The following is a 24,283-nucleotide window of genomic DNA, read 5'->3' as shown; positions in this document are numbered from 1 at the left end:
GCCGCCGGAAGCGTGACGTACTGCGCGCAACGGATCCGCCAGCGTGACTCGCCGCATGTTTCACGAAGTCTGGCACCATGGCACCGGAGGCTCATGGAAGCAGGTGGAACATGGATCGTTCGAGCTTGGATGATTTCGTCGCCAGCGCCGCATTGCTCGCAGGCCATCTGACGCGGCAGTGCGAAAAGGCGGTTTCCGATCAGGCCTCGGCGGCAGCGGAACTCAGACAGGTCGCCGAGGGCGCGAGTCGGAGCCTTACCGCCGGCAAGGCGGAGCTCGCCGACGCCGCGCGAGCGGCGATCGGCGAGGCCCTGGCCCGCGAGATCCCGGCGGTCGTCGAAGCCATCGCCCGGACGGGCGATCGTCTGGGTCAAGTGACGGACCGGCTTCAGCGCGAGCAGGCGTCTGCCGGCGCGCGCATGCGCATTATCAGCTGGCAATCGCTGGCAACCCTCTGCGCCGCCTCGGCCCTCGTCGTCGCGGGTACGGCCTACCTGGCATGGGTCAACGTGGAGAGGGCTGAACGCGCCGACGTCTCGGCACAGGTTCTCGAAGCCCTGCAGGACGTATCGATCACGTCCTGCGACGGCCAGCCCTGCATGAGACTCGAAGACGGCCAGCAGCGCTGGGCCAGGAACGAGGATTATGTCCTCATCCATACCAAATCCGCGGCGACGGAATGATCCCAGGATGCCGATGGCGCATAGGCCACGGCCTGCGCGCAACGCAAATCCCGCGGCGACCCTCAACACCCAAGGGGAAGGATCCACCTTGAACAACATCCACCTATTGACTGCGGCAGCGCTGACTGCGCTGTCTCCGGTGGCTGCGGCGTTTCTCTGCGGCTATCTGACCCTGCTGCTGCTCGGGCTCGATGCGGGAAGCGTCGAATTCGGCACCTATTACCGGTACCTCGGAAACATCGACCATCCCCAGGTACAACCCTTCGCCTGGAGGATCAAGACGGCGGGAGCGATCGGCTGCGGTCTGGTGCTCCTGACCTGGGCGTCGCTCCTGGTCATCCTGTTCAAGCTCCGGAGCGACGGCAACATCCACGGACGCGCACGGTTCGCGCGCATGGTGGACCTCATGAGGACAGGTTTCCTCAAGCATCGGGACGACGGCATCGTGGTCGGCCAGACGCGCGGGAAGCTCCTGCGCCTGTCGGGCCAGCAGTTCGCGATCCTCGCCGCACCGACCCGCTCCGGCAAGGGCGTGGGCGTCGTGATCCCGAATCTCCTCGATTACCGGGAATCGGTGGTGGTGCTCGACATCAAGCAGGAGAACTTCGACCTGACCTCCGGCTGGCGGCGATCGATCGGGCACGAGGTCTTCCTGTTCAACCCCTTCGCCGAGGATCGACGCTCCCACCGCTGGAACCCGATGACCTACGTGTCGCACGATCCCGCGCTCCGCGTGTCGGACCTGCAGGCGATCGCGGCGATGCTCTATCCGGACGGCGACGACAAGGACAGGTTCTGGACCAGCCAGGCCCGCAACGCCTTCCTCGGATTCGCCCTGTACCTGTTCGAGCGCGCCGACGCGGACGCCGGCGCGCCCCGTCCCACGCTGGGCGAGGTGCTCAGGTTGGCCTCAGGCGACGGGACAGAGCTCAAGGCCTACATACAGAAACTCACCGAGGCGCCCTTCCTCGGCGGCCAGGCGCGCACCGCCTTCTCAGGTCTGCTCTCGCAGGCCGACGTCACCTTCGCGTCGATCATCGGCACATTTCGGGAACCGCTGAACGCGTGGCTCAATCCGATATTGGATGCCGCGACCAGCGCCGACGACTTCCGGCTCGAGGACGTGCGGCGCAGGCGGATGACCATCTACGTCGGCATCCAGCCGAACAAGCTCGCCGAAAGCCGGCTGATCGTGAACCTGTTCTTCAGCCAGCTGATCAACGTCAACACCAGGACCCTGCCCCAGAACGACCCCTCGCTCCGGCACCAGTGCCTCCTCCTGATGGACGAATTCACGTCGATCGGCCGCGTCGACATCATCGCCAAGGCGGTCGCCTACATGGCCGGCTATAACCTGCGCCTGCTGCCCATCATCCAGTCGATGGCACAGCTCGACGCCGTCTACGGCAAGGAGCTGTCGCGCACCCTCATCACCAACCACGCGCTGCAGATCATCTATGCGCCGCGCGAGCAGCAGGACGCGAACGACTACTCGGAAATGCTGGGCTACACCACGATCCGCAGGCGCGCCCGCACCCGCTCGCATGGCCAGGGAAGATCCGTGTCGGACAACGAGGTGCTCGAGAAGCGCGCCCTGATGCTGCCGCAGGAACTCAAGGCGATGGGGCCGGAGAAGGAAATCGTCATCTACGAGGGTCTGGCCCACCCGGTGCTGTGCCGGAAGATCCGCTACTACAGGGACCGCTACTTCACCGGGCGCCTCATGGCCAAGGTGGAGGTGAAGCCTCTGGACCTGGAGCGCATTCACCCGCGCACTGAGTTCGTCCAGTCCCGCTCGCACCCCGCCCCCTTCTCGCCCGCTGCCGCGGACTGAGCTCCGACCGCCCGACGTGCAGCAAGCGCTGCGCAGTCGGATCACACCCGCCCAGCCCGTTTCCGAGTCGGCGGCTGTCGCCGGTGATTGCACGATGTGGGCGTGGCGCAGCAGGCGATCCGGCGGGGCGGCGGCCAGGCGCAGTCCGGCCTCATCCATCCCGCCAAGATTGCCGCACTACAGGTGGCACGACACGCCGCAGAAAGCTGTGTCGCCGGCACATCTCCCTGACCGGACGCCGCCTCACGTAGGCAGCCGATGATCCATTCTCTTGAAAAGCACTACTTCGGATCGGATCGCCTGGTCGCTGCGGATCGAATCCAGATCGAGGCTCTACTCGAGGCGGCACCTGTCGGAACACTTGCTTTCGGACGAACCATGCATACCGCGCTGCGCAGCAGGAGCGCTGACCGCGCAGTTTTCCCGCTCAACTAGGGCGTTCCTCCAGCACCGGCTGTTGCTGCTGCCTCCACGGGCCGTGTCCCGGACGCAACGCCACTTGTCGGCCTCGGCTTGAACGGCGCAGCCGCTGAGCGGTGCCACTGGCCGCTACAGATCGGCCAGCCGTCTCGGCAACACGCGCCGGCTGTCGCGTACGGTCAGGATGTCGATGCGATCCGCCAGAATCAGGTAGACGATCCGGTACGGCGCATCGATCAGCTCGCGCAGGTCCTCGCGGTGGTACTTCTCCACTACACGGCCGGAGCGTGGATGCTCGGCCAGCTGCGCAACCCGGCGCGTCAGCCGATCAATTACCCGCTCCGCATCGATGGGCTTGTCTTGAGCGATGTAGTGATGGATCTGGCCCGGGCGTGCCTTGGCACGATCGGTCCAGGCGACCCTCCTCGCAAGCCGAACTCGCGCCGGACCTCGGCATTGTCGGTCACTCGGCCTGCGGTGCTGTCGACCAGGCCAGCCTCGATGTCGATGATCGTCCCGATGCGCTCGGCCAGATCGTCCCACGTCGCCGTGTCGGGCAATGCGTCGATCAGCTCGTGCGCTTGTTGCTTGAACGCGGCGGACATGACATCGCTCCGGGCTGGCATGGGTTGCATCTTGGTCCTCCGGGTCAAGAGTCCTGGGGACGGGGCAGCCTGTCCCGGCGACGTTCCCGCCTTCGGTGCGGGTTGAGCTGGAGTCCAAGGGTCATGGTACTGGATGCGGTCGCCACGCGTAGGCCGCGGAACCAACCATCCAGTGCCTTCTTCGCGCGCCCGTCGTTGCAGTCCCTGCGCCACCTCTCGACGACGGTCTGCGCGTGCAGCAGGTGGGCCTGCCCTGCTTCCACAGGGCAGGTGACGCTCACTCCCGCGGCGAGAGGCCTCACCCGCCCGCCGCGCCGCCCTCCACCTCGATCGTCCCGCTCACCCGCACATCCGCGCTGGAGGCGCCGACTTCGATCTCGTACTCGCCCGGGTCGACGGCGTAGCGGTCGGCGTCGGCGTCCCAGTGGCGCAGGTCGCGGTCGGGGCGGATGCGGAAGCTGACGGTGCGGGTTTCGCCCGGGGCGAGGTGGATGCGCTCGAAGCCGCGCAGTTCGCGGCGGGCGCGCTCGCGCTGCGGGTCGACGGGGCGGAGGTAGAGCTGCACCACCTCGTCGCCGGCGCGCGTGCCGGCGTTGCGCACCTCGACGCTCACCGTGGCCTCGCCGTCGGCGGCGAGGCGCTCGCGGTCGATGCGCAGGTCGGCGTAGTCGAAGTGGGTGTAGCTCAGGCCGTGGCCGAAGGCGTACAGCGGCTCGCCCTCGAAGTAGCGGTAGGTGCGGCCGGCCATGGCGTAGTCGTCGAACGGCGGCAGCGTGGTGTCGGCGCTGTAGAAGGTCACCGGCAGGCGCCCGGCGGGGTTGGCGTCGCCGAACAGGACGTCGGCGACCGCGTCGCCGCCGCGCTGGCCCGGATACCAGGCGACCAGGATCGCCGGCAGGTTGGCCTTGGCCCAGTCGACCGCCAGCGCGGAGCCGGTGGTCAGCACCAGCACCACCGGCTTGCCGGTGGCGTGCAGGGCCTCGAGCAGCTTGCGCTGGGTCTCGGGCAGGCGGATGTCGGTGCGGTCGCCGCCGGCGAAGCCGGGGTAGTCGACCTTCATCTCCTCGCCTTCCACGTCGCCGGTCAGGCCGCCGACGAAGACCACGGCATCGGCATTGCGTGCGGCATCGAGCGCGGCCTCGAACGGCGGCTTCGCCCCCGGCTGCTCCCAGGCCAGGCGCACGGCCGCATCGCGCTCGTGGTCGTAGTACTCCAGCCGGATGTCGTAGGCGCGGCCGGCTTCCAGGTCGAGCGTCGCGCTGTCGGCGCGCAGGCGTTCGGCGTCCTCCCAGTGGTTGAGCACGAGCTTGCCGTCGACGTAGAGGCGCATGCCGTCGTCGGCGGCGGCCTCGATGCGGTAGCGCCCGGACACCGGCGGTAGCAGCTGCCCGCTCCAGCGGATGGCGAAGTCGTCGTCCGGCACGGCGTTGTCGGGCCCGGCCTCGCCGCGCGCCATCAGGGTGTCGGTCGGCGAGCCGCGGTCCCAGCGGAAGGCGATCTGCGGATCGACGCGCACCAGCACCGGCTCGCCCTGCAGGTCGCGGTCGCGGAAGTATTCGCCGCGCAGGCCGCGCTCGCTGGAGCCGGGCTCCGGGCGCAGGAACTGCGGCTCGATCAGCGGCGTGGCGGACGGGTCGTCGCGGCCCTCGACCAGGTCGGTGCCGCGCGCGTAGACCACCTCTGTCTCGGGCAGCGCAGCGCGGATGCCGGCCAGCACGGTCACCGGCGCGGCCGGCGTGCCGTAGTAATTGCCGAGCAGGGCCATGGTGTCGTCGGCGGTCGGGCCGACCACGGCGAGGCGCTTCATGTCGCGCGACAGCGGCAGCAGGCCGTCGTTCTTCAGCAGGACGATGGACTCCTGCGCCATCTTCAGCGCGAGCGCGTCGTGCTGCGGCGACTGGTTCACCGAATGCGGCGTCTGCGCCCAGCGCACCCGCTCCGGCGGGTCGAACATCCCCAGGCGCATGCGCGCGACGAACAGGCGGGTCAGCGCCTCGTCGAGTTCGGCCTCGGTGATCAGGCCCTTGCGCACCGCCACCGGCAGGTGCGCGGCATAGGTGTTGCCGCAGTTGAGCTCGGTGCCGTTCTTGACCCCGAGCGCGGCGGCCTCCTCGGGCGTGTCGGTGATGCCGTGGGTGGTGTAGATGTCGCGGATCGCCCAGCAGTCGGACATCACGTAGCCGTCGAAGCCCCAGCGCTCGCGCAGGATGTCCTCCAGCAGGAATTCGCTGGCCGAGGCGGACTCGCCGTAGACGCGGTTGTAGGCGCCCATCACCGCGGCGACGTCGGCCTCCTGCACCAGGGTCTGGAACGCCGGCAGGTAGGTCTCCCACAGGTCGCGCTCGGAGGGGTGCACGTCGAAGTGGTGGCGGTCCGCCTCCGGCCCGCTGTGCACGGCGAAGTGCTTGGCGGTGGCGTCGAGCTTGCGCCAGGTCGGGTCGTCGCCCTGCAGGCCCTCGACGAAGGTCACGCCCATGCGCGCGGTGAGGAACGGGTCCTCGCCGTAGGTCTCCTGGCCGCGGCCCCAGCGCGGGTCGCGGAAGATGTTGATGTTCGGCGACCAGAAGGTCAGGCCCTGGTAGCGGCCGTGCTGGCCGCGGCGGAGGAACTCGTGGTGCTTGGCGCGCGCCTCGTCGCTGATCGCGGTGGCGACCTCGCCCATCAGCGGCACGTCGAAGCTCGCGGCCATGCCGATGGCCTGCGGGAACACCGTCGCGCCGCCGGCGCGGGCGACGCCGTGCAGGGCCTCGTTCCACCAGTCGTAGGCCGGCAGGCCGAGGCGCTCGATCGCCGGCGCGTCGTTCTGCATCTGCGCGGCCTTCTCCTCCAGCGTCATGCGCGAGACGAGATCGGCGGCGCGTTCCTCGAAGCCCAGGCTGGTGTCGCGATAGGCCGGCTGCGCCGAGGCGGGTTCGGCCTCGCGCTCCTGCGCCTGCGCGGACAGTGCGCCGAGCAGCAGCACGGCGAGCGTCGCCCGCCGCAGGATCGGATGGGTGATGCGCGTGGTGCCCATGGTTGCCTCCCTGGTGTCGTTCTAGTCGTGTGCGATGCGGCGCGCGTAGGGCCCGAGCGTGGTGCCGACGAAACCGCCGGCGACCTTGGTGCTGAGCACGGTGCCGTCCACGCCCTGGCGCAGCCATAGCCAGCCGCCCTCGCCCACCGCATAGCCGAAGCCGTAGTCGCCGCCGTCGCCGGCGATGCGCAGGCGCAGCGATCGGGTTTCCGCCGGGAGCGTGGTACGGGCGACCGTTGTCGTCGTCGCGCCGCTGCGCCGGGTCAGCGTGAGCTCGATGCCGTCGGGCGTGCGGCGTGCGGCCAGCGCGACCCAGTGCGTCTCGTTCTGGTACGCGGCGATGCCGGCCTCGACGTCCGTCGTCTCCGGCACCGTCAGCGCGGTGCTGGCCTCAAACGCGAGGTGCTGCTGCCGACGCGCGAGGAAGGACGGGTTGCGCAGGGTGTCCAGGCCCTCGTCGAGCGGATGGATGGCGAGCTCGCCCGGCCGCACGCCGAGATCCGCCCACGGCCGCTTCGGCACGCGCACGTAGCTCCAGGTGCCGTCGAGCGCGGGGCCGTCGAAGTCGTCGCGCCAGGTGAAGTTGCCGCTGAGCGGCGCCTGCGTGGCCTCGCGCGCCAGCATCGACGGCCCGGCGACCACCTGCGGGATCGCGCGCCCGCGCTCCAGGATCACCGGCCAGCCGTCGCGCCAGGTCACCGGCAGCAGGTAAGTCTCGCGCCCGGTGTTGTAGTGCCCGTCGCCGTAGGTGCGGCTGGCGAGGAAGGTCGCCCACCAGCTGCCGTCGGCGGCCTCGACGAAGTCGGCGTGGCCGGCGTTGGCGATCGGCCCCGGGCGGTCGTCGGGCAAGTCGCGCTGGGTCAGGACCGGGTTGTCCGCGTAGGGCGCGTACGGGCCCCAGACCTCGCGGCTGCGCAGCACCACCTGCGAATGCTGCGGGCCGGTGCCGCCCTCGGCGCAGGTCAGGTAGTACCAGCCGTCGTGCCTGAAGATGTGCGGGCCCTCGATCCAGATCGGATTGGCCGACGGATCGACGCCGCCGTCGAGCAGCACCCGCCGCGGACCGACGGGCCGGCGCGCGGCGAGGTCGAGCTCCTGCATCCAGATCGCGCGGTGGCCCTCGTAGCGCGGCTCGCCCTCCGGAGGACCGTTGTTGAGCAGGTAGACGCGACCGTCGTCGTCGAAGAACAGCGACGGGTCGATGCCGTCGATGTCCGGCAGCCACGCCGGGTCCGACCACGGCCCCGCCGGGTCGGTTGCGCTGCTGATGAAGTTGCCGCCGGCATCGACCGCGGTGGTGACCACGTAGAAGGTGCCGTCGTGGTGGCTGATGGCCGGGGCGAAGATGCCGCGCGAGATGCGCAGGCCGTCGAAGTCGAGCTGGTCGGGCCGCTCGATCACGTGCCCGAGCGGGGTCCAGTGCACCAGGTCCGCGCTCTCGAACACCGGGATGCCGGGGAAATAGGCGAAGCTCGAGTTGACCAGGTAGTAGCGGTCGCCGGCGCGGGTGATGCTGGGGTCGGGGTAGTAGCCGGCGAGGATCGGGTTGCGGTAGTGGCCGGCGGGCAGCGGCGTATCGAAGGTGGCGTCGCGGCCGGTGTATTCGAACCAGTCGAAGAACACCGGCGCGGCGTCGTCGGCCAGCGCGGGCGCGGCGAACGCGAGCAGCGCCACCGCCGCAGCGGCGCGCATGCCTCGTAGGAACGGCTTCAGCCGCGACGGCGCTTCGGTGCGATGCGTGGCCCGTCGGGGCTGAAGCCCCTCCCACACGAGCGTCCCCCACTCGGTCGCGGCTGAAGCCGCTCCTACGCGGGGAAGCGCGACGTGCGGGGAGATCGACGCGGGCGTGCGCATCACCAGTCCCACATCGCGCCGTCCTCGAGACGGGCGATCGGCAGCTGCTTCGGGGCGTACGGGTACTTCGCGGCGAGGGCCTCGTCGATGTCGACGCCGTGGCCCGGCGTGTCGCCGACGTGGAGGCGTCCATCGCGAAACGCGTAGTCGTGCGGAAACACCGCGTCGGTCTCCTCGGAATGGAACATGTACTCCTGGATGCCGAAGTTCGGCACCCAGGTGTCGAAGTGCAGCGCCGCGCCCATGCACACCGGCGAGAGGTCGGTGGCGCCGTGGAAGCCGGTGCGCACCTGGTGCAGGGCGGCGAAGTCCGCGAGCCGGCGGAGGTGGGTGATGCCGCCGCCGTGCACGATGGTGGTGCGGATGTAGTCGATGAGCTGGTTCTCGATCAGGTGCTTGCAGTCCCAGATCGAGTTGAACACCTCGCCCACCGCGAGCGCGGTCACCGAGTGCCTGCGGATCAGCTCGAAGGACTTCTGGTTCTCCGCCGGCGTGGCGTCCTCCAGCCAGAACAGGCGGTAGGGCTCGACGTCGCGCGCCAGGCGCGCGGCCTCGATCGGCGAGAGCCGGTGGTGCACGTCGTGCAGCAGCTCGACGCCGTTGCCGTGCTCGGCGCGCAGATGTTCGAAGAGCCTGGGCACCGTCTCCAGGTAGCGCGGCGTGTTCCACACCGTCTCCGCCGGGAGTTCGCTCTCCGCCGGCTCGTAGGGTTTGCCGCCGCTGGAGATGCCGTAGGCCTTCTTGACGCCGGGTACGCCGCACTGCGCGCGCACCGCGAGGAAGCCCTTCTCCATGTAGCGGCCGACCTCGTCGCTGGCCTCGGCGATGTCGCGGCCGTTGGCGTGCGCGTAGACCAGCGCGCCCTCGCGCGAGCGCCCGCCCAGGAGCTGGTAGAGCGGCATCCCGGCCATCTTGCCGAGGATGTCCCACAGCGCCACGTCGACCGCGGCGATCGCGGTCATGGTCACCGGCCCGCGCCGCCAATAGGCGCCGCGGTAGAGGAACTGCCAGATGTCCTCGATGCGGCCGGCGTCGCGGCCGATCAGGTTCGGCACCACGTGGTCCTGCAGGTAGCTGGCGACGGCCAGCTCGCGGCCGTTGAGGGTGGCGTCGCCCAGGCCGGTGATCCCGGCGCGCGTCTCGATCTTCAGGGTGACGAAGTTGCGGCCCGGGCAGGTCACGATGACCCGCGCGGCGACGATCTCGCGGTCGCGGGCGGAGCCGTGGCGGGGGGATTCGGAAGGCGCAGGGGTCATCGTGCTCGCTCGTCGCTGGAGGCCGGGCGCACCGGCAGCTGGAAGGGACCGGCGGGAACACCCGCACCGTCGTAGAGGGTGACGACCGGGCTGTCGGCCCAGCCGTAGCGCACGCGCGTGGCCGCACCGGCGTCGGCGCCGGTGAGGCGAACGCGGTCGCCTTGGATGTGGGCGTCGACGTAGCGGCAGGAGCCGGCCGTCGCGCCGCAGAGTTCGAAGCCGACCGGGCCGGTGCCGCCGTAGGCGACCAGCCCGTCCTCGACGTCGTCGAAGACGACGAGGACGGCATCGCCCTCGCGCCGCGCGGACACCGCGACCGGCCCCGACGGCGCGAGGTCCTCGTCGAATGCCGCCGCGCGCGCCGCCCGCGCCAGCCGGCGCCCGAGGTCCTGCTTGTTGGCCGGATGGATGTCGTGGCGCTCGCCGATGTCGATCGCGACCGCCAGCGCGCTGTGCCCGTCGTCGGCGGCGACCGCGCGCTGCGCATCGCGCAGCGCCGCCCAGTCGCTCTCGCCCGGCGCGGTCGGCGCCTCCCCGTAGTTGGCCAGCTGCGCGATCAGGAACGGCAGCCGCGGAGAGCCGAAGCGCGCGCGCCAGTCGGCGCGCAGCCCGCGCAGCAGGGTCGCGTAGCGATCCGGCTCGAAGGTGTTGGACTCGCCCTGGTACCAGACCGCACCGGCCAGCGCGGCGTGGCCGAGCGGCGCGATCATGCCGTTGTGCAGCGTCGACAGCCCGGCCGCCGACTGCCACGGCGCGCGCGGCGGCGAACCCACCTCCTCCGGCACGCTCCGGTAGCGCCAGCCGCCATCGAGCGGCACCGTGGAGCCGTCGGCCAGGCGCAGCGCGTGCAGCGACGCGGGGCCGGCGAGACCGCCGTCGCGGTAGGTGTCGAGCACATTGACCACCACCGTGTTGGCGCCCGCGTGCAGCAGGCCCGACGGCAGCGGATAGGCGCGCGCATCGCCGGCGCCGTAGGTGCTGCCGACCGCGCGGCCGTTGACCCAGGTCATGTCGATCTCGTCGGCCGGCCCCAGCGCCAGCACCGCGTCCTGCGCGGCCTGCGCTGCGGTCAGCGTGACCGTGGTGCGGTACCAGAGCATGCCGTCGAAGGCGGCGAGCTCCGGCTCGTCCCAGCGCTCCCAGGGGCCGAGCTGCGCCGGCGCGTCGCGCCAGCCGCCGGTCCCGGCATCGGGCTCCCAGGGACGGTCCCCGGCGCCGATGCCCGGGCGTCCGCGCCACCACCCGGCCCAGACCTCGCCCCACTGCCCCACCGCCGCGACCGGATCGGTCGCGTAGCGCGCGAGCACGTCGAGCCCGGCCTCCTCGCCGCCGACATCGCGCAGGGCATCGGCGCTCATCCAGGCCTGGATCCGCGAGCCGCCCCAGGCCGCATTGACCAGCCCCATGGGCACGTCGTGCGTGGCCTGCAGCTCGCGCGCGAAGTAGTAGCAGGCCGCGGAGAAATCGCGCACCGCGTCGGGCGTCACCGGCTGCCACCGCACCGTTTCGGAGAACGTGTCGCGCGGCGCCGGCTCGCCGGCCTTGGGCACGGTGAACAGGCGGATGCGGTCGTTGTCGGCGCCGGCGATCTCGGCACGCGAATCCAGCGAGCGGTGCACCTGCAGCTCCATGTTCGACTGCCCCGCGCACAGCCACACGTCGCCGACCAGCACGTCCTCGACCGCCTGCGTGCGGCCGCCGGCGCGGGCGGTCAGCGTGTACGGGCCGCCGGCGTCGAGCTTCGGCAGCACGAGGCGCCACGCGCCCCCGGCATCGGCGCGCGCGCGGACCTCGTGCCCGGCGACGGCGACCACCACCTCCTCGCCCGGTCGTGCCTGGCCCCACACCGGGACCGCGGCGTCGCGCTGGAGCACGGCATGGTCGGCGAACAGCGCATGCAGCAGCGGCGCGTCGGCGGCGCGTGCCGGCAGCGCTGCGGACAGGCCGAGCGCGAGGCCCGCGCCCAGCAACAGTCGATGGCTCATGGACATCCCTCAGTTCCCCGGCGCGAACGGGAACGACAGCGAGCGGTAGTGCTCGAGCGATTCCGGTGGCGGTGCCTCGCCCTCCGGCAGCGGGCGCTGCGAGAAGGTCCGGAAGTAGGCGATGCTGGCGTCGCGCCACCACTGCGCCTCCTGCTCCTGGATCGCCAGGAAGGCGGCGACCTCGGCATGACGCTCGGCATCGACGTAGGGCGCCAGGCCGCTCCAGGTCTCGCGCATGCCGCGCACGTAGGCGACGCCGCGCGAATAGCGGTGCACGAGCTCGTCCCAGAGCGTACGGCCGGAGCGCATGCGCCAGTCCCAAGGCACGTGGTGGAACCACAGCAGCAGGTCCTCGGGCACCTGCTTCGGGTCGTCGAACACGCGCGCCACCGGGTCGGCGTACTGCGCCACCGCGTCGCTGCCGCCGGAGCTACGGTCGAAGCCGATGCCCTCGGGCGTGGCGCGGTGGTAGTAGACCGAGGTCCAGTCCGCGCGCGGTCCGCCCTCGACCCAGGGTGCCGGGCCGTAGTGGTGGCCCTCGCCCATCAGGTGATGCAAGCCGAGCGGAGTCATGTAGTCCACCGCCGCCTGGCGCGAGCCCATCATCATGTCGACGACCGGCCCGACGAAGCCGTCATCGTTGGAGAAGGTCATCCGCGCCCAGTCCCCGGCGATGGCGCGTGCCGAGGCGTGCGGATCCCAGGCCAGGCGGCCGAAGGCGTACCAGTTGGCCTGGTCGAAGATCGAACCGCTCCAGTTGCGGTCGCTGCCGATGTTGGCCACGCCGGCCATGCCGGTGAGGCCGTGGCCGTGCAGGGAGCCGTCGATCACCTTCGCGACCGTCGAGCCCTTGCCCTGCTGGTAGGTGTCCGCCTCGAGCACTTCCTCGAACAGCGTGCCCAGGTAGACCAGGTGGGTGGCGAAGCCCAGGTACTCCTTGGTGATCTGGAACTCCATCATCAGCGGCGTGTCCGGCATCGCGCCGAACAGCGGATGGAAGGGCTCGCGCGGCTGGAAGTCGATCGCGCCGTTCTTGACCTGCACCATCACGTTCTCGCGGAACTGCCCGTCGAGCGGCACGAACTCGGAATAGGCCTGCTTGGCGCGGTCCTCCGGCTCCTCGTGCGAATAGACGAAGGCGCGCCACATCACCACGCCGCCGTGCGGCGCCACCGCGTCGGCCAGCATGTTGGCGCCGTCGGCGTGGGTGCGGCCGTAGTCCTGCGGGCCGGGCTGACCCTCCGAGTTGGCCTTGACCAGGAAGCCGCCGAAGTCGGGGATCAGGCGGTAGATCTCGTCGGCCTTGTCGCGCCACCAGCGCCGTACGCGCGGGTCGAGCGGGTCGGCGGTGTCGAGCCCGCCGATCTCGCGCGGCGCACTGAAACGTGCGCTCAGGTAGACGCGGATGCCGTAGGGGCGGAACACCCCCGCCAGCGCCGCCGCCTTCTCCAGGTACATGGGAGTCAGGCTCTGCGCGCTGGCGTTGACGTTGTTGAGCACGGTGCCGTTGATGCCGAGCGAAGCGTTGGCGCGTGCGTAGTCGGTGTAGCGCGGGTCGCGCCAGTCGGGGAGCTTGTGCCAGTCCCAGATCGACTGCCCGGCATAGCCGCGCTCGACATGGCGGTCGAGGTTGTCCCAGTGGTCGAGCAGGCGCAGGTCGAGTGCGGGCGCATCGCGCAGGTCGAGCGCGGCCAGCGGCTGCCGGGTCTGCAGCATGCGCAGGAAACGGAAGGCGCCGTACAGCGTGCCGATGTCGCTGTTGGCGGCGATCACGGTCGCGGCCCGCCCGTCGACTTCCACGCTGCGGATGACGAAGCCCTCGTCGCCGAGGCCGTCGAGGTCGAGCCCCAGGCGCGCGATCGCGGCCGAGGACGCCGGCGTGCCGACCACCAGCGCGCCGGCCCGGTCGACCGCGTCGGCCGTGCCCGGATCCGCGCCGAGCAGGCCGCGCAGCCCGCGGCGCAGCTCGTCGCGCGCGGCACGCTGCGTGGGCGTGGCCGCGGGTGCGACGAGCTGCGCGACATGGCTGCGTCCGGTCTGCGCCTGCGCCGCGTCGAGCGGCCGGTAGCGCAGCCAGAGATCGTAGCCGTCCTCCGCCTGCGCCCGTGGAACGACCGCCGCCAGCAGCAGCCAGCAGGCGATGCCCAGCACGGCGCGCTGCACGCGTGCGGCCAGCGCGGGACGCAATGCGCCGCGTCGATGGTGGACGGGCCTCCGGATGACATGCTCGTCGCTGCCTCGTGTTAGCGGTAGCATCCGCGGGGTTCTCATGCCTGCTCCTGGACTGGATTCGAGGACGTGTTCGCCCGCCGCTGCGGGACGCATCGCACAGGGCGGCGCCTGCGGCCGCGTGCCGAAGGAAGGAACGAAGGATGGACAAGCCGAAGCCGAAGAAGTCCGGGCGCCGCAAGAGCCGCGCGGTGACCATCGACGAGGTCGCCGCCCTCGCCGGCGTGTCGCCGATGACCGTCTCGCGCGTGGTCAACAACCACGGCAAGGTCCGCGACAGCACCCGCGAGCGGGTCCTGGAGGCGGTGCGCGAGCTCGACTACACGCCGAATCTCGCCGCCAGTTCCCTGGCCGCCGCGCAGCACACGCGCATCGCCCTGATCTACACCAACCCCAGCGGCGCCTACCTGCGCGAGCTCCTGGTCGGCGTGCTGCGCGTGGTCTCGCGCACCGCCATCCAGCTGGTGGTCGAGTACTGGGACGGCTTCGATGCCGAGGCCGAACGCAAGGCCGCGCGCGCGCTCGCGCAGAAGGTCGACGGCGTGATCCTGCCGCCGCCGCTGTGCGAGTCGAAGACCGCGGTGGCCGAGCTGGTGCGCGCCCACGTGCCGGTGGTCGCCATCGCCTCCGGCCACTTCAGCGAGGAGATCTCCTGCGTGCGCATCGACGACTTCCGCGCCGCCAAGGAGATCGCCGAGCACCTGATCGGCCAGGGCCACACCCGCATCGGCTTCATCAAGGGCCGCCCCGACCTCAGCGCCAGCACGCGGCGCTTCGAGGGCTTCAAGGCCGCGCTGCGCGATGCCGGGCTGGACTTCGATGCCGCCCTCGTGCAGCCCGGCGACTACACCTACCGCGCCGGCCTCAAGGCCGCCGAGAAGCTGCTCGGCCAGCGTCGCCCGCCCACCGCGATCATCGCCAGCAACGACGACATGGCCGCCGCCGCGATCTCGGTCGCGCACCGGCGCGGGCTCGAGGTGCCGCGCGACCTGTCCGTCTCCGGCTTCGACGACACCTCGGCCGCGACCACGGTGTGGCCGGAGGTCACCACCATCCACCAGCCGATCGCCTCGATGGCAAACACCGCCATCGACGTGCTGCTGCGGGGGATCCGCCGCAAGGACCGCAGCACCCGCGTGCTGGTCGACCACGTCGTCCCGCACCGGCTGATCGTGCGCGAGTCGGTCGCGCCGCTGCCGCAGCGCAGGTAGCGCCGCAGCGACGGCCGCACCCGTGCGGGCCGCGGGCGTCGCGGACCGGGCCGAGCTGCCGTTCATTCCCCTCCCCGCTCCCCGTCGAATGGCCGGACCTGCCGGCGGGATGGCCGCGCGCGCATCGCGGCGCGCGCGACCGTTCGTCCTCAGCGCAGCAGGTATTGGTTGAGGAGGTTCTCGTAGGCTTCCTGGCGGCCGCTGTGCTGCTGCGGCTCGCCCGCCTTGCCGGCCAGGTCGGCGAGCGACATCGCGCCCTCGGCGAAGGCCTTGCCGTCGCCGGCGTCGAAGCTCGCGTAGCGCTCGCTGCGCCACTGCTCCCACGGCGACCTGGTCAGCAGCGCGTGGGCCACTTCGAGGCCACGCGCGAACGCGTCCATGCCGCCGATGTGGGCGATGAACAGGTCCTGCGGGTCGGTCGACTCGCGACGGACCTTGGCGTCGAAGTTGAGGCCGCCCGGCTGCAGGCCGCCCTGGCGCAGCACCACCATCATCGCGCCGACGGTGTCGTAGAGATCGGAGGGGAACTGGTCGGTGTCCCAGCCGTTCTGCGCATTGCCGCGGTTGGCGTCGATGCTGCCGAGCATGCCGGCGTCGGAGGCGACCTGCAGGTCGTGCTCGAAGGTGTGGCCCGACAGCGTGGCGTGGTTGGCCTCGATGTTGAGCTTGAAATCCTTGTCCAGGCCATGGGCGCGCAGGAAGCCGACGCAGGTCGCGCTGTCGAAGTCGTACTGGTGCTTCATCGGCTCCATCGGCTTCGGCTCGATCAGGAAGTTGCCCTGGAAGCCGATGCTGCGGCCGTAGTCGCGCGCCATCGTCAGGAAGCGCGCCATGTGCGCGAGCTCGCGCTTCATGTCGGTGTTGTGCAGGCTGGCATAGCCCTCGCGGCCGCCCCAGAACACGTAGTTGCCGCCGCCGAGCTCGACCGTGGCCTCGAGCGCGTTCTTGACCTGCACCGCGGCGCGGGCGACGACCGCGAAGTCGGGGTTGGTGGACGCACCGTTCATGTAGCGCGGGTGCGAGAACAGGTTGGCCGTGCCCCACAGGAGCTTCATGCCGGTGGCCTGCTGGCGCTCCTTGGCGAGGCGCACCATGTGCTTGAGGTTCTTCTCGTACTCGCCGATGTCGTCGGCGTCCGGCGCCATGTCGATGTCGTGGAAGCACCAGTACGGCACGCCGAGCTTGGTGAAGAACTCGAAGGCCGCGTCGAGCTTGGCCTCGGCCTTGTACAGCGCCGCGCCGCTACCCGCGTCCCAGGGATAGCTGCGCGTGCCCGGACCGAAGGGATCGTGGCCGGCGTTGCAGAAGCTGTGCCAGTAGCACGCGGCGAACCGCAGGTGCTCGGCCATGGTCCTGTCGCCGATGCGGCGGTCGGGCTCGTAGACCTTGAAGGCGAGCGGGTTGTCGGACTCGCGCCCCTCGTAGGGGATGCGGCCGATGCCGGGGAAGAACTCCTTGGCGCCGATGAAGGGTTGCGTCGTCATTGGGGCGATCTCGTGTGGGAGGTGGGCATGTTCTGTAGGAGCGGCTTCAGCCGCGATGGCATGGTGCGGACAGCGACGGGTCGCGGCTGAAGCCGCGCCTACGCGCCCGCCGCGGGCGTCGCGTACAGCAGGCGCGCGGCGTCGAGATGGCGCAGGAACCCACGGTAGTGCGTGGCGTAGGCGGCCACGGCAGCCGCGTCCGGCTGCACCGAGAGCGACGGATCCACCGCCACGTGCTCGGCGGCGATGGCGTCGATCCCGGTCGTGCGGCCCTGCGCGCGCGCATGCGCCCACATCGCCTGCAGCGCGCCACCGAAGGCCGCGCCTTCCGGCTGCGTGGGCACCTCGACCGGCAGCGCGAACACGTCGGCCACCATCTGCCGCCACACCGCGCTCTGGCTGCCGCCGCCGGTCAGGCGGATCGACTCGAAGGACAGGCCGGCGCCCTGCAGCGCGTCGTAGCCGTTGCGCAGGCTGTAGGTCGCGCCTTCCATGGCCGCGCGGTAGACGTTGCCGCGGGTGGCATTCGTGGGATCCATGCCGAACAGCGCGCCGCGCGCGTTGGGCAGGTTCGGCGTGCGCTCGCCGTTGAAGAACGGCAGCATCACGACGCCGCCGGCGCCGGGCGCGGTATCGGCCAGCACTGCGTTCTCGTCGCGGCTGCTGAAGCCGAACATGCGCGCGACGGTCTCGGTCGCCACGGTGCAGTTCATGGTGCAGATCAGCGGCAGCCAGCCGCCGGTGGACGAGCAGAACGCGGCCCAGCCGGCCTCCGCGTCCACCACCGGGCGCTCGGCGTGCGCGAACAGGGTGCCCGAGGTACCGAGGCTCATGCTCAGCACGCCCGGCGCGACGTTGCCGGTGCCGATCGCGGCCATCATGTTGTCGCCGCCGCCGGCCGCGACCAGCACCTCGCGCGGCAGGCCGAGCTCGTCGGCGATCGCCGGCGCGATGCGCACGCTCGCGTGCGGCTCGACCAGGGGCGGCAGCAGCGCGCCGAGGTCGCGGTCGGGATCGGTGGCGGCGAGCAGCTCGGCCGACCAGCGCCGCGTGCGCACGTCGAGCCAGCCGGTGCCGGAGGCGTCGCCGTACTCCATCCAGCGCTCGCCGGTCAGCCAGAAATCGACGTAGTCGTGCGGCAGCAGGATCGCCGCCAGCTTCGCGTAGGCCTCGGGCCGGTGCCGGCGCGTCCACGGCAGTTTCGGTGCGGTGTAGCCGGCGAGCATGGGATTGCCGCCCAGCTCGATGCAGCGAGCCACGCCGCCGACCGCGTCCATGATCTCGTCGCAGTGCGCGCTGGTGCTGGTGTCGCACCACAGCTTGGCCGGGGCGAGCACCTCGCCGGCGGCATCCAGCGGCACGAAGCCGTGCTGCTGCCCCGACACGCCGATCGCCACCACCCGCGCGCGCTGGCTCGCGTCGAGCCGGGCGAAGCAGGCCCGGATCGCGTCGATCCACCACTGCGGGTGCTGCTCACGGCTGCCGTCGTCGCCCGCGACCAGCTCCAGCGCCGCGCCATGGGCGGCCACCACCCGCTTCGCGTCCGGATCGTAGGCGACCAGCTTGACGCTCTGCGTGCCCACGTCGAGGCCCACGAACAGGCTCATGCGCCGGCTCCGGAGACGAAAAAGTTAGCGCTACCATTCGCAGCGACAAAAAAAGACACACCGGGCGGGGTGGTCGCGATCATGCAGGCAGAACCGGTCGATTTCGGAGCGCCCAACTCTAGCAGCGGATGCCGGATTGGCTTGCTGCACTGCGGAACGGACGCGCCGCGCCCCCTGTAGGAGCGGCTTCAGCCGCGACCGGGCCTGCGAGGGCGGTGTGGCGAACCGGGAACCGGCTACCGGCGGCCGCAGATCGCGCAACCAGCCGCGGTGTCTCCGTAGGAGCGGCTTCAGCCGCGACCTGGGCCGATCGGGCCCGGCCGTCGGGGCTGAAGCCCCTCCCACAGGACGATCGCGGCTGAAGCCGCTCCTACGAAAAGCGACGGGGAGTAACCCGCAGCAGCCTGTGGGAGGGGCTTCAGCCCGACATGTCACTGGGTCGAGGAGCCCGCCCGCACGCGCACGAAGACCGCCCTGCCGCCGCCCTGCACCGCGCGCTCCTCGACCTCCAGCCCGGCCTGGCATGCCACCAGGTCCTTCAGCTTGCGGCAGCCGTAGTCGCGCGGGTCGAACTCCGGCGCCAGCCGCCCGAGCAGGTTGCCGACCGCACCCAGATGCGCCCAGCCCTCGTCGTCCACCGCCGCGTCCACCGCACGCCGCAGCAGGCCGGCGGCGGCCTTCGGCTTCTTCTTGACCGGCGCCGTGGCCGGCTCGGCAGGCACGGGCGCCGTCACGGTCGCGGGCGCGGCGACCGGTGCCGCGTTCTTGGCCGCACGCTTGCGCGCGGCCTTCTTCGTGGGCGCCGAGGCCGGTCGTTCCAGCGCCGCCCCGCCGGCATCCGCGCCCTCCTCGTCCGCGTCGGCATCGAGGATCTCGGTGTAGACGAAGCGATCGCATGCGGCCACGAACGGCTGCGGCGTCTTGCGCTCGCCGAAGCCGTAGACCAGCAGCCCCTGCTCGCGGATACGCGCGGCCAGGCGGGTGAAGTCGCTGTCGCTGGAGACGATGCAGAAGCCGTCGAAGCGACCGGAGTACAGCAGGTCCATCGCGTCGATGATCATCGCGCTGTCGGTCGCGTTCTTGCCGGTGGTGTAGCTGAACTGCTGCACCGGCTGGATCGAATGCGTCAGCAGAGCCTTCTTCCAGCCACCGAGCTGCGGCGAGGTCCAGTTGCCGTAGGCGCGCTTGACGCTCGCGCGTCCGTACTTGGCGATCTCGGTCACCAGCCCCTCGACCCGGCCCGGGTCGCTGTTGTCGGCATCGATCAGCACCGCCAGCTGGTGCGTGCGCATCGGGTCGGGCATGGGCGGGATCCGCGGGACGAGGTGCGGCCACGATACGCGCCCAGGGTGGCCCGGTCGCGGCTGAAGCCGCTCCGACAGGGAAGGTCAGCGGTATCCCGCCGCCTGCAGTTCGAACAGTTCGGCGTAGCGGCCGTGCTGGGCCATGAGTTCGTCGTGGCTGCCGACGGCCTCGATGCGGCCGCGGTCGAGGACGAGGATGCGGTCGGCCATGCGCACGCTGGAGAAGCGGTGCGAGATCAGCACCGCGGTACGGCCGGCGGAGAGCGCCTTGAAGCGGGCGAAGACCTCCGCTTCGGCGCGGGCGTCGAGGGCGGCGGTGGGCTCGTCGAGGATCAGCAGCTGCGCGTCGCGCATGTAGGCGCGGGCGATGGCGATCTTCTGCCACTCGCCGCCGGAGAGGTCGACGCCGTTGCGGAAGCGGCGACCGACCACCTGCGCGTAGCCTTCCGGCAGCCGTTCGATGACCGCGTCGGCCAGCGCGCTGCGGGCGGCGGCCTCGATCCGCGGAGCGTCGTCGCGCGCCTCGATGCGGCCGACGGCGACGTTCTCGCCGGCGGTGAGGTGATAGCGCACGAAGTCCTGGAAGATCACGCCGACGTTGGCGCGGAGCTGGTCGAGATCGAGCTCGCGCAGGTCGGTGCCGTCGAGCAGGATGCGGCCCTCGTCCGGCTCGTACAGGCGCGCGAGCAGCTTCACCAGGGTGGTCTTGCCGGCGCCGTTCTCGCCGACCAGGGCCAGCACCTCGCCGGCGCGCAGGGTGAAGTCGAGGTGGCGCACCGCCCACAGGTCCGAGCCGGGATAGCGGAAGCCGACGTCCTCGAAGCGGAAGCCCTCGCGGATCGGCTGCGGCACCGGCTTCGGGTCCGCGGGCGAGACGATCTCCGGCGCGATGCGGAAGAACGAGAACAGGTCGTCCAGGCTCAGCGCCTGCCCGGCGACCTGGGACACGCCGACCAGCAGGCCCTCGAGCAGCTGGCGCAGGCGCAGGAAACTGCCGGCGAGGAAGGTCAGGTCGCCGATCGAGAACGCGCCCGACACCGTGCGCCAGGCGATGTAGGCGTAGGCGGCGTAGTAACCGAGCGTGCCCAGGCCCGCCAGCAGCACGCCCCAGCCGGCGCGGCGCAGGGCGAGCGCGCGGTTGGCGCGGTAGAAGCGTTCGGCGAAGTCGCGGTAGCGCCCGATCAGGAAGCCGTTGAGGCCGAAGATCTTGACCTCCTTCGCCGTCTCCACGCTGGCGCCGGTCTGGCGCAGGTATTCGAGCTGGCGCCGCTCCGGCGTCCACTGGTAGTTGAGCGCGTAGTTCAGCGCGTTGAAGTGCGACTCGCCGATGAAGGCCGGCACCAGCGCGAGCGCCAGCAGCACGATCAGCCACGGTGCGTAGGCGATGAGGCCGGCGGCGAAGACGACGATGGTCACTAGGTCCTGGGCCTGGCCGAACAGCTGCGCCATCAGCGTCATCCGCCCCATGGTCTGGCGGCGGGCGCGGTCGAGCCGGTCCTGCACGTCGGCGTCCTCGAAGTCCTCGAGGTCGAGCGTCGCCGCGTGCTCCATCAGGCGGATGCTGGTGCGGTTGGTCACCCGCTCCGACAGCAGCGATTCGACCAGGGCGACCAGGCGCGCGAGCACGTCGGAGGCGACCGCGAGCGCGAACTCAAGCGCCAGCAGGCCCGCCAGCGGCGCGAGCAGGCCGCCGTCCCAGGCCTGCGGCAGCGAGACGATGCCGCCGGCATCCACCAGCCGCACCGCCTCGTCGATGATGAGCTTGCCGACGTAGAGCATCGTCGCCGGCAGCATGGCGCGCAGCAGGCGCAGCGCCAGGCTCGAGGCGGTCAGCCAGCGGCTGGTGCTCCAGATCAGGTGCAGGAAGGGCGCGAGGTTGCGCAGCGCCGAAACGCGTGCGCGCATGCCTGCCCTGCCCTGTGCCGATCGTGCCGCGGCGCCGCCTTCGCTCAAGCCCGTTCCCCGTCGCGCGCCGCGCGCCTCCACGCGCGCGATTGCGCACGCGCGCGCCCGGCGCAAGGGTTCCATTGTCGGTGCGTGCGTGTTTTCTTGGAAAGGGGAGCAGTTTTCCGGACACCCGATGATCCAACTCAATGCGCTCGACTACGCCGCCATCGGCGCCTACCTGCTGGCGGTGATCCTGATCGGCAGCTGGGCCGCGCGGCACCGCAAGACCTCCTCCGACGATCTCTTCCTCGCCGGCCGCACGCTGGGACCCGCGGCGATCGGCTTCTCGCTGTTCGCCTCCAACATCTCCTCCGACACCCTGCTCGGCCTGCCGGGCGCGGCCTACCGGACCGGCATCTCCGCCGCCAACTACGAGTGGATGGCCGGCGTGGTGCTGCTGTTCACGGCGGTGTTCGTGCTGCCCGTGCTGATCCGCGCGCGCATCACCACGATGCCGGAGCTGATGGAGCGGCGCTTCGACCCGCGCCTGCGCAAATACCTCTCGGTGGTGACGCTGTTCCTGTCGATCGTGCTCGACACCGCGGCCACGCTCTACGCCGGTGCGCTGGTGCTGACCACCTTCATCCCCGGGCTGGGACTGTGGGAGACCTGCCTCGGCCTTGCGCTGTTCACCGGCGCCTACTCGGCCGCCGGCGGCCTGCGCGCGGTGGTCTACACCGACGTGCTGCAGGCCCTGGTGCTGCTCTCCGGCGCGGCGATCCTGGCCTGGATCGTGTTCGGCGAGTTCGACCATTCCTGGGCGGCGCTCGAGGCGTCGGTCGAGCCGGGCACGCTGTCGCTGATCCGCCCGCTCGACGACCCGGGCGTGCCGTGGCTGGGCCTGGTCACGGGCCTGCCGATCGTCGGCTTCTACTACTGGACGATGAACCAGTACGTGGCGCAGCGCCTGCTCGGCGCGCGCGACATCGCGGCCGCGGGGCGTGCGTCGGTGGTCGCCGCCGCGCTCAAGCTGTTGCCGCTGTTCCTGATGACCCTGCCCGGCGTGATGGCGATCAGCCTGCTGCCCGGGCTCGAGGAGCCGGACCAGGTGTTCCCAACCATGGTCGCGACCTATGCGCCCGCCGGCCTGGCAGGCCTGATCCTCGCCGGCCTGCTGGCCGCGCTGATGTCGACCTGCTCGTCGACGCTCAACTCCGCGGCGACGCTCATCACCAAGGACTTCATCGAGGCGCGCCATCCGGACCTCGGCCAGGCGCGGCTGATCCGCATCGGCCGCATCACCACGCTCGTGGTGACCCTGATCGCGGCGCTGTGGGCGCCGATGATCCAGCACTTCGAGGGGCTGTGGGCCTACCTGCAGCAGGTGTTCGCGTACGTCGCCTCGCCGCTGGTGGCGGTGTTCCTGATGGGACTGTGGTCGAAGCGGCTGGGTGCCGGCGCTGCGCTGCGGGGGCTGGTCTCCGGCCATGCGCTGAGCGCCGTGCTGTTCGTGCTGGAGATGCTGGGTTTCGTCCCGATCCACTTCACCGTGATCGGCGGCGTGCTGTTCGTGCTGACGGGCACGGCGACCTGGGTGTGGATGCAGGTTCTCGGCGAACGCGACCGTCCCGGCGCGGCGCGGCTGGCGGTGGTCGCCAAAACCGACCTCCCGCGCCCGCCGAAGGACGTCTACATCGGCGTCGGCATCATCCTGGCGCTGACCGCGGCGCTGCTGGTCGCACTGCGCTGACGGGATGCGCCGATGCGCACGGCCCGCGCTGCGCGGCCGTGCGCAGACCAGGACGATGGCTTACGCCAGTGCGTCGATCACCGCCTGGGTGAACGCCGGGATGTCGTCGGGCTTGCGGCTGGTGATGACCTTGCCGTCCACCTGGACCTCCCTGTCCTGCCACGTCGCACCGGCGTTGATCAGGTCGTTCTTGATGCTGGGGAAGGAGGTCATGGTCTTGCCCCTGGCGACGCCGGCATCGATCAGCGTCCACGGGCCGTGGCAGATCGCGGCGATGGTCTTGTCGGCGGCGGCGAACTGGCGGATGAAGTCGATCGCCTTCTCCTCCAGGCGCAGCTTGTCCGGGTTGATCTGCCCGCCCGGCAGCACCAGCGCGTCGTAGTCGGCGGCGTTGGCGGCATCGAGCGTGCGGTCGACCTTGACCGAGTCGCCCCAGTCGGTCTTGTTCCAGCCCTTGATCTCGCCGTCCTTGGGCGCGATCACGTGCACGGTGGCACCGGCCTGCTCGAGGCCCTTCTTCGGCTCGGTCAGCTCGACCTGCTCGAAGCCGTCGGTGGCGAGGATGGCGATGGTCTTGCCCTGGATCGAAGCCATGTCGGTCTCCTTTCTTGCTGGAGTGAGGGGACCGGGATGCTGCGCTGCGGCGCGTGGGACGGCAGTGAATCGCGCGGCGCTCACGGGACGTCGTGAGGCGATGATGGTGACGCGGGAATCGGGACCGGTCGGCCGTCCCGGCCTCGGTATCGCATTGCCCCTGTAGGAGCGGCTTCAGCCGCGACCGGCCTGGGGTTGCAGCGATGGTGGCGATGCGGGAATCGGGAACCGGGACTTGGGGGACTTCGCCTCATGCCACGGTCCGTCGCTCCAGCGCTTCTGCCGTGGGAGCGGCTTCGGCCCCGACGTTCGCGCGTCGCGCAGCTGGCAAGCGGTCGGGGCTGAAGCCGCCCATACAGGGCTATCGGACATCGCATCATGCGGCCTGCCGGTCCCGGTTCCCGGTTCCCGCTTCACCACTGCCGCTCCTTCCGAAGCCTGTCGCGGCTGAAGCCGCTCCTTGTATCTCGACAGCGCCCCGATGAAGGGGCACTGTCCCCGACCGATCATCGGGGGAGGGTGGGACGCCCGAGCCGCTCCTGAAGCCATCGAGCTTGCATCGTAGAT

15 protein-coding genes and 1 pseudogene are annotated in these 24,283 nt (G+C 70.8%); 4 read left to right on the top strand and 12 right to left on the bottom strand.

The features are described from left to right. The first annotated feature begins 110 nt into the window (after positions 1-110). Both KB893_RS15625 and KB893_RS15620 read left to right on the top strand, forming a co-directional pair. Positions 111-683 (top strand): hypothetical protein, encoded by a 573-nt coding sequence (locus KB893_RS15625; protein ID WP_213173864.1) that lies wholly within the window; start codon positions 111-113, stop codon positions 681-683. A gap of 97 nt (positions 684-780) precedes the next feature. Continuing rightward, positions 781-2,442 (top strand): annotated as a pseudogene (locus tag KB893_RS15620) (type IV secretory system conjugative DNA transfer family protein); the annotation flags it as partial. A 624-nt stretch (positions 2,443-3,066) separates the two neighbouring features. On the opposite strand, the gene KB893_RS18725 reads toward KB893_RS15620, so the two are convergent. The 7 genes from KB893_RS18725 to KB893_RS15590 form a co-directional block, all read right to left on the bottom strand. Continuing rightward, a complete protein-coding gene (locus KB893_RS18725) occupies positions 3,067-3,306 on the bottom strand; it encodes a type II toxin-antitoxin system RelE/ParE family toxin (RefSeq protein WP_338026988.1) in 240 nt (79 codons plus the stop codon). Further along, positions 3,270-3,542 carry a hypothetical protein gene (locus KB893_RS18720; protein WP_338026990.1) on the bottom strand — a complete coding sequence of 91 codons (273 nt, stop codon included), beginning with the start codon at positions 3,540-3,542 and terminating at the stop codon, positions 3,270-3,272. The genes KB893_RS18725 and KB893_RS18720 overlap by 37 nt, the downstream gene beginning before the upstream one ends. Before the next feature lie 298 nt (positions 3,543-3,840). Next, positions 3,841-6,555: a glycoside hydrolase family 3 protein gene (locus KB893_RS15610; protein WP_213173863.1), complete on the bottom strand. Its 2,715-nt coding sequence runs from the start codon at positions 6,553-6,555 to the stop codon at positions 3,841-3,843. Between the two features lie 21 nt (positions 6,556-6,576). Next, on the bottom strand, positions 6,577-8,247 hold the full coding sequence (locus KB893_RS15605; RefSeq protein WP_211926836.1) for a glycoside hydrolase family 43 protein: 1,671 nt from the start codon (positions 8,245-8,247) through the stop codon (positions 6,577-6,579). Between the two features lie 161 nt (positions 8,248-8,408). After that, a complete protein-coding gene (gene manD, locus KB893_RS15600) occupies positions 8,409-9,665 on the bottom strand; it encodes a D-mannonate dehydratase ManD (RefSeq protein ID WP_211926837.1) in 1,257 nt (418 codons plus the stop codon). Then, a complete protein-coding gene (locus KB893_RS15595) occupies positions 9,662-11,650 on the bottom strand; it encodes a sialate O-acetylesterase (protein ID WP_246505715.1) in 1,989 nt (662 codons plus the stop codon). Before KB893_RS15595 ends, manD begins: the two co-directional genes overlap by 4 nt. Positions 11,651-11,659: 9 nt before the next feature. Continuing rightward, positions 11,660-13,906 carry an alpha-glucuronidase family glycosyl hydrolase gene (locus KB893_RS15590; RefSeq protein ID WP_213173880.1) on the bottom strand — a complete coding sequence of 749 codons (2,247 nt, stop codon included), beginning with the start codon at positions 13,904-13,906 and terminating at the stop codon, positions 11,660-11,662. Positions 13,907-14,022: 116 nt separating this feature from the next. Here KB893_RS15590 and KB893_RS15585 point away from each other — a divergent pair, with 116 nt between their 5' ends. Continuing rightward, the gene (locus KB893_RS15585; RefSeq protein ID WP_211926839.1) at positions 14,023-15,090 is read left to right on the top strand and encodes a LacI family DNA-binding transcriptional regulator; all 1,068 of its coding nucleotides are present in this window, start codon (positions 14,023-14,025) and stop codon (positions 15,088-15,090) included. Positions 15,091-15,239: 149 nt separating this feature from the next. Here KB893_RS15585 and xylA read toward each other — a convergent pair whose 3' ends face one another. From xylA to KB893_RS15565, 4 genes are all read right to left on the bottom strand, one after another. Further along, positions 15,240-16,574, bottom strand: coding sequence for a xylose isomerase (gene xylA, locus KB893_RS15580; protein ID WP_211926840.1), 1,335 nt, complete (start codon positions 16,572-16,574; stop codon positions 15,240-15,242). A gap of 98 nt (positions 16,575-16,672) precedes the next feature. Further along, complete coding sequence (gene xylB / locus KB893_RS15575) at positions 16,673-18,181, bottom strand: xylulokinase (protein ID WP_211926841.1); 1,509 nt, start codon at positions 18,179-18,181, stop codon at positions 16,673-16,675. Between the two features lie 431 nt (positions 18,182-18,612). Further along, entirely contained in the window at positions 18,613-19,485 is an 873-nt protein-coding gene (locus KB893_RS15570) for an NYN domain-containing protein (RefSeq protein WP_377731431.1), read from the bottom strand. Between the two features lie 84 nt (positions 19,486-19,569). Continuing rightward, on the bottom strand, positions 19,570-21,390 hold the full coding sequence (locus tag KB893_RS15565) for an ABC transporter ATP-binding protein (RefSeq protein WP_246505714.1): 1,821 nt from the start codon (positions 21,388-21,390) through the stop codon (positions 19,570-19,572). Between the two features lie 175 nt (positions 21,391-21,565). Here KB893_RS15565 and KB893_RS15560 point away from each other — a divergent pair, with 175 nt between their 5' ends. After that, a complete protein-coding gene (locus KB893_RS15560; RefSeq protein WP_211927777.1) occupies positions 21,566-23,122 on the top strand; it encodes a sodium:solute symporter family transporter in 1,557 nt (518 codons plus the stop codon). A 60-nt stretch (positions 23,123-23,182) separates the two neighbouring features. On the opposite strand, the gene KB893_RS15555 is transcribed toward KB893_RS15560, so the two are convergent. Beyond that, complete coding sequence (locus KB893_RS15555; RefSeq protein ID WP_213173862.1) at positions 23,183-23,716, bottom strand: type 1 glutamine amidotransferase domain-containing protein; 534 nt, start codon at positions 23,714-23,716, stop codon at positions 23,183-23,185. Between the last annotated feature and the right edge of the window lie 567 nt (positions 23,717-24,283).

Source organism: Coralloluteibacterium stylophorae, from assembly GCF_018122625.2.
In the GTDB taxonomy this organism is placed as follows: domain Bacteria; phylum Pseudomonadota; class Gammaproteobacteria; order Xanthomonadales; family Xanthomonadaceae; genus Coralloluteibacterium; species Coralloluteibacterium stylophorae.
The sequence above is the reverse complement of the archived record's forward strand: the minus strand, read 5'-3'. Positions and strand labels throughout refer to the sequence as shown.

Coding starts and splice junctions, on each gene's coding strand:
- KB893_RS15625 (WP_213173864.1), top strand. CDS start 111: ATGGATCGTTCGAGCTTGGATGATTTCGTCGCCAGCGCCGCATTGCTC.
- KB893_RS18720 (WP_338026990.1), bottom strand. CDS start 3,542: ATGTCCGCCGCGTTCAAGCAACAAGCGCACGAGCTGATCGACGCATTG.
- KB893_RS15610 (WP_213173863.1), bottom strand. CDS start 6,555: ATGGGCACCACGCGCATCACCCATCCGATCCTGCGGCGGGCGACGCTC.
- KB893_RS15605 (WP_211926836.1), bottom strand. CDS start 8,247: ATGCGCGCCGCTGCGGCGGTGGCGCTGCTCGCGTTCGCCGCGCCCGCG.
- manD (WP_211926837.1), bottom strand. CDS start 9,665: ATGACCCCTGCGCCTTCCGAATCCCCCCGCCACGGCTCCGCCCGCGAC.
- KB893_RS15595 (WP_246505715.1), bottom strand. CDS start 11,650: ATGAGCCATCGACTGTTGCTGGGCGCGGGCCTCGCGCTCGGCCTGTCC.
- KB893_RS15590 (WP_213173880.1), bottom strand. CDS start 13,906: ATGCTACCGCTAACACGAGGCAGCGACGAGCATGTCATCCGGAGGCCC.
- KB893_RS15585 (WP_211926839.1), top strand. CDS start 14,023: ATGGACAAGCCGAAGCCGAAGAAGTCCGGGCGCCGCAAGAGCCGCGCG.
- xylA (WP_211926840.1), bottom strand. CDS start 16,574: ATGACGACGCAACCCTTCATCGGCGCCAAGGAGTTCTTCCCCGGCATC.
- xylB (WP_211926841.1), bottom strand. CDS start 18,181: ATGAGCCTGTTCGTGGGCCTCGACGTGGGCACGCAGAGCGTCAAGCTG.
- KB893_RS15570 (WP_377731431.1), bottom strand. CDS start 19,485: ATGCCCGACCCGATGCGCACGCACCAGCTGGCGGTGCTGATCGATGCC.
- KB893_RS15565 (WP_246505714.1), bottom strand. CDS start 21,390: ATGCGCGCACGCGTTTCGGCGCTGCGCAACCTCGCGCCCTTCCTGCAC.
- KB893_RS15560 (WP_211927777.1), top strand. CDS start 21,566: ATGATCCAACTCAATGCGCTCGACTACGCCGCCATCGGCGCCTACCTG.
- KB893_RS15555 (WP_213173862.1), bottom strand. CDS start 23,716: ATGGCTTCGATCCAGGGCAAGACCATCGCCATCCTCGCCACCGACGGC.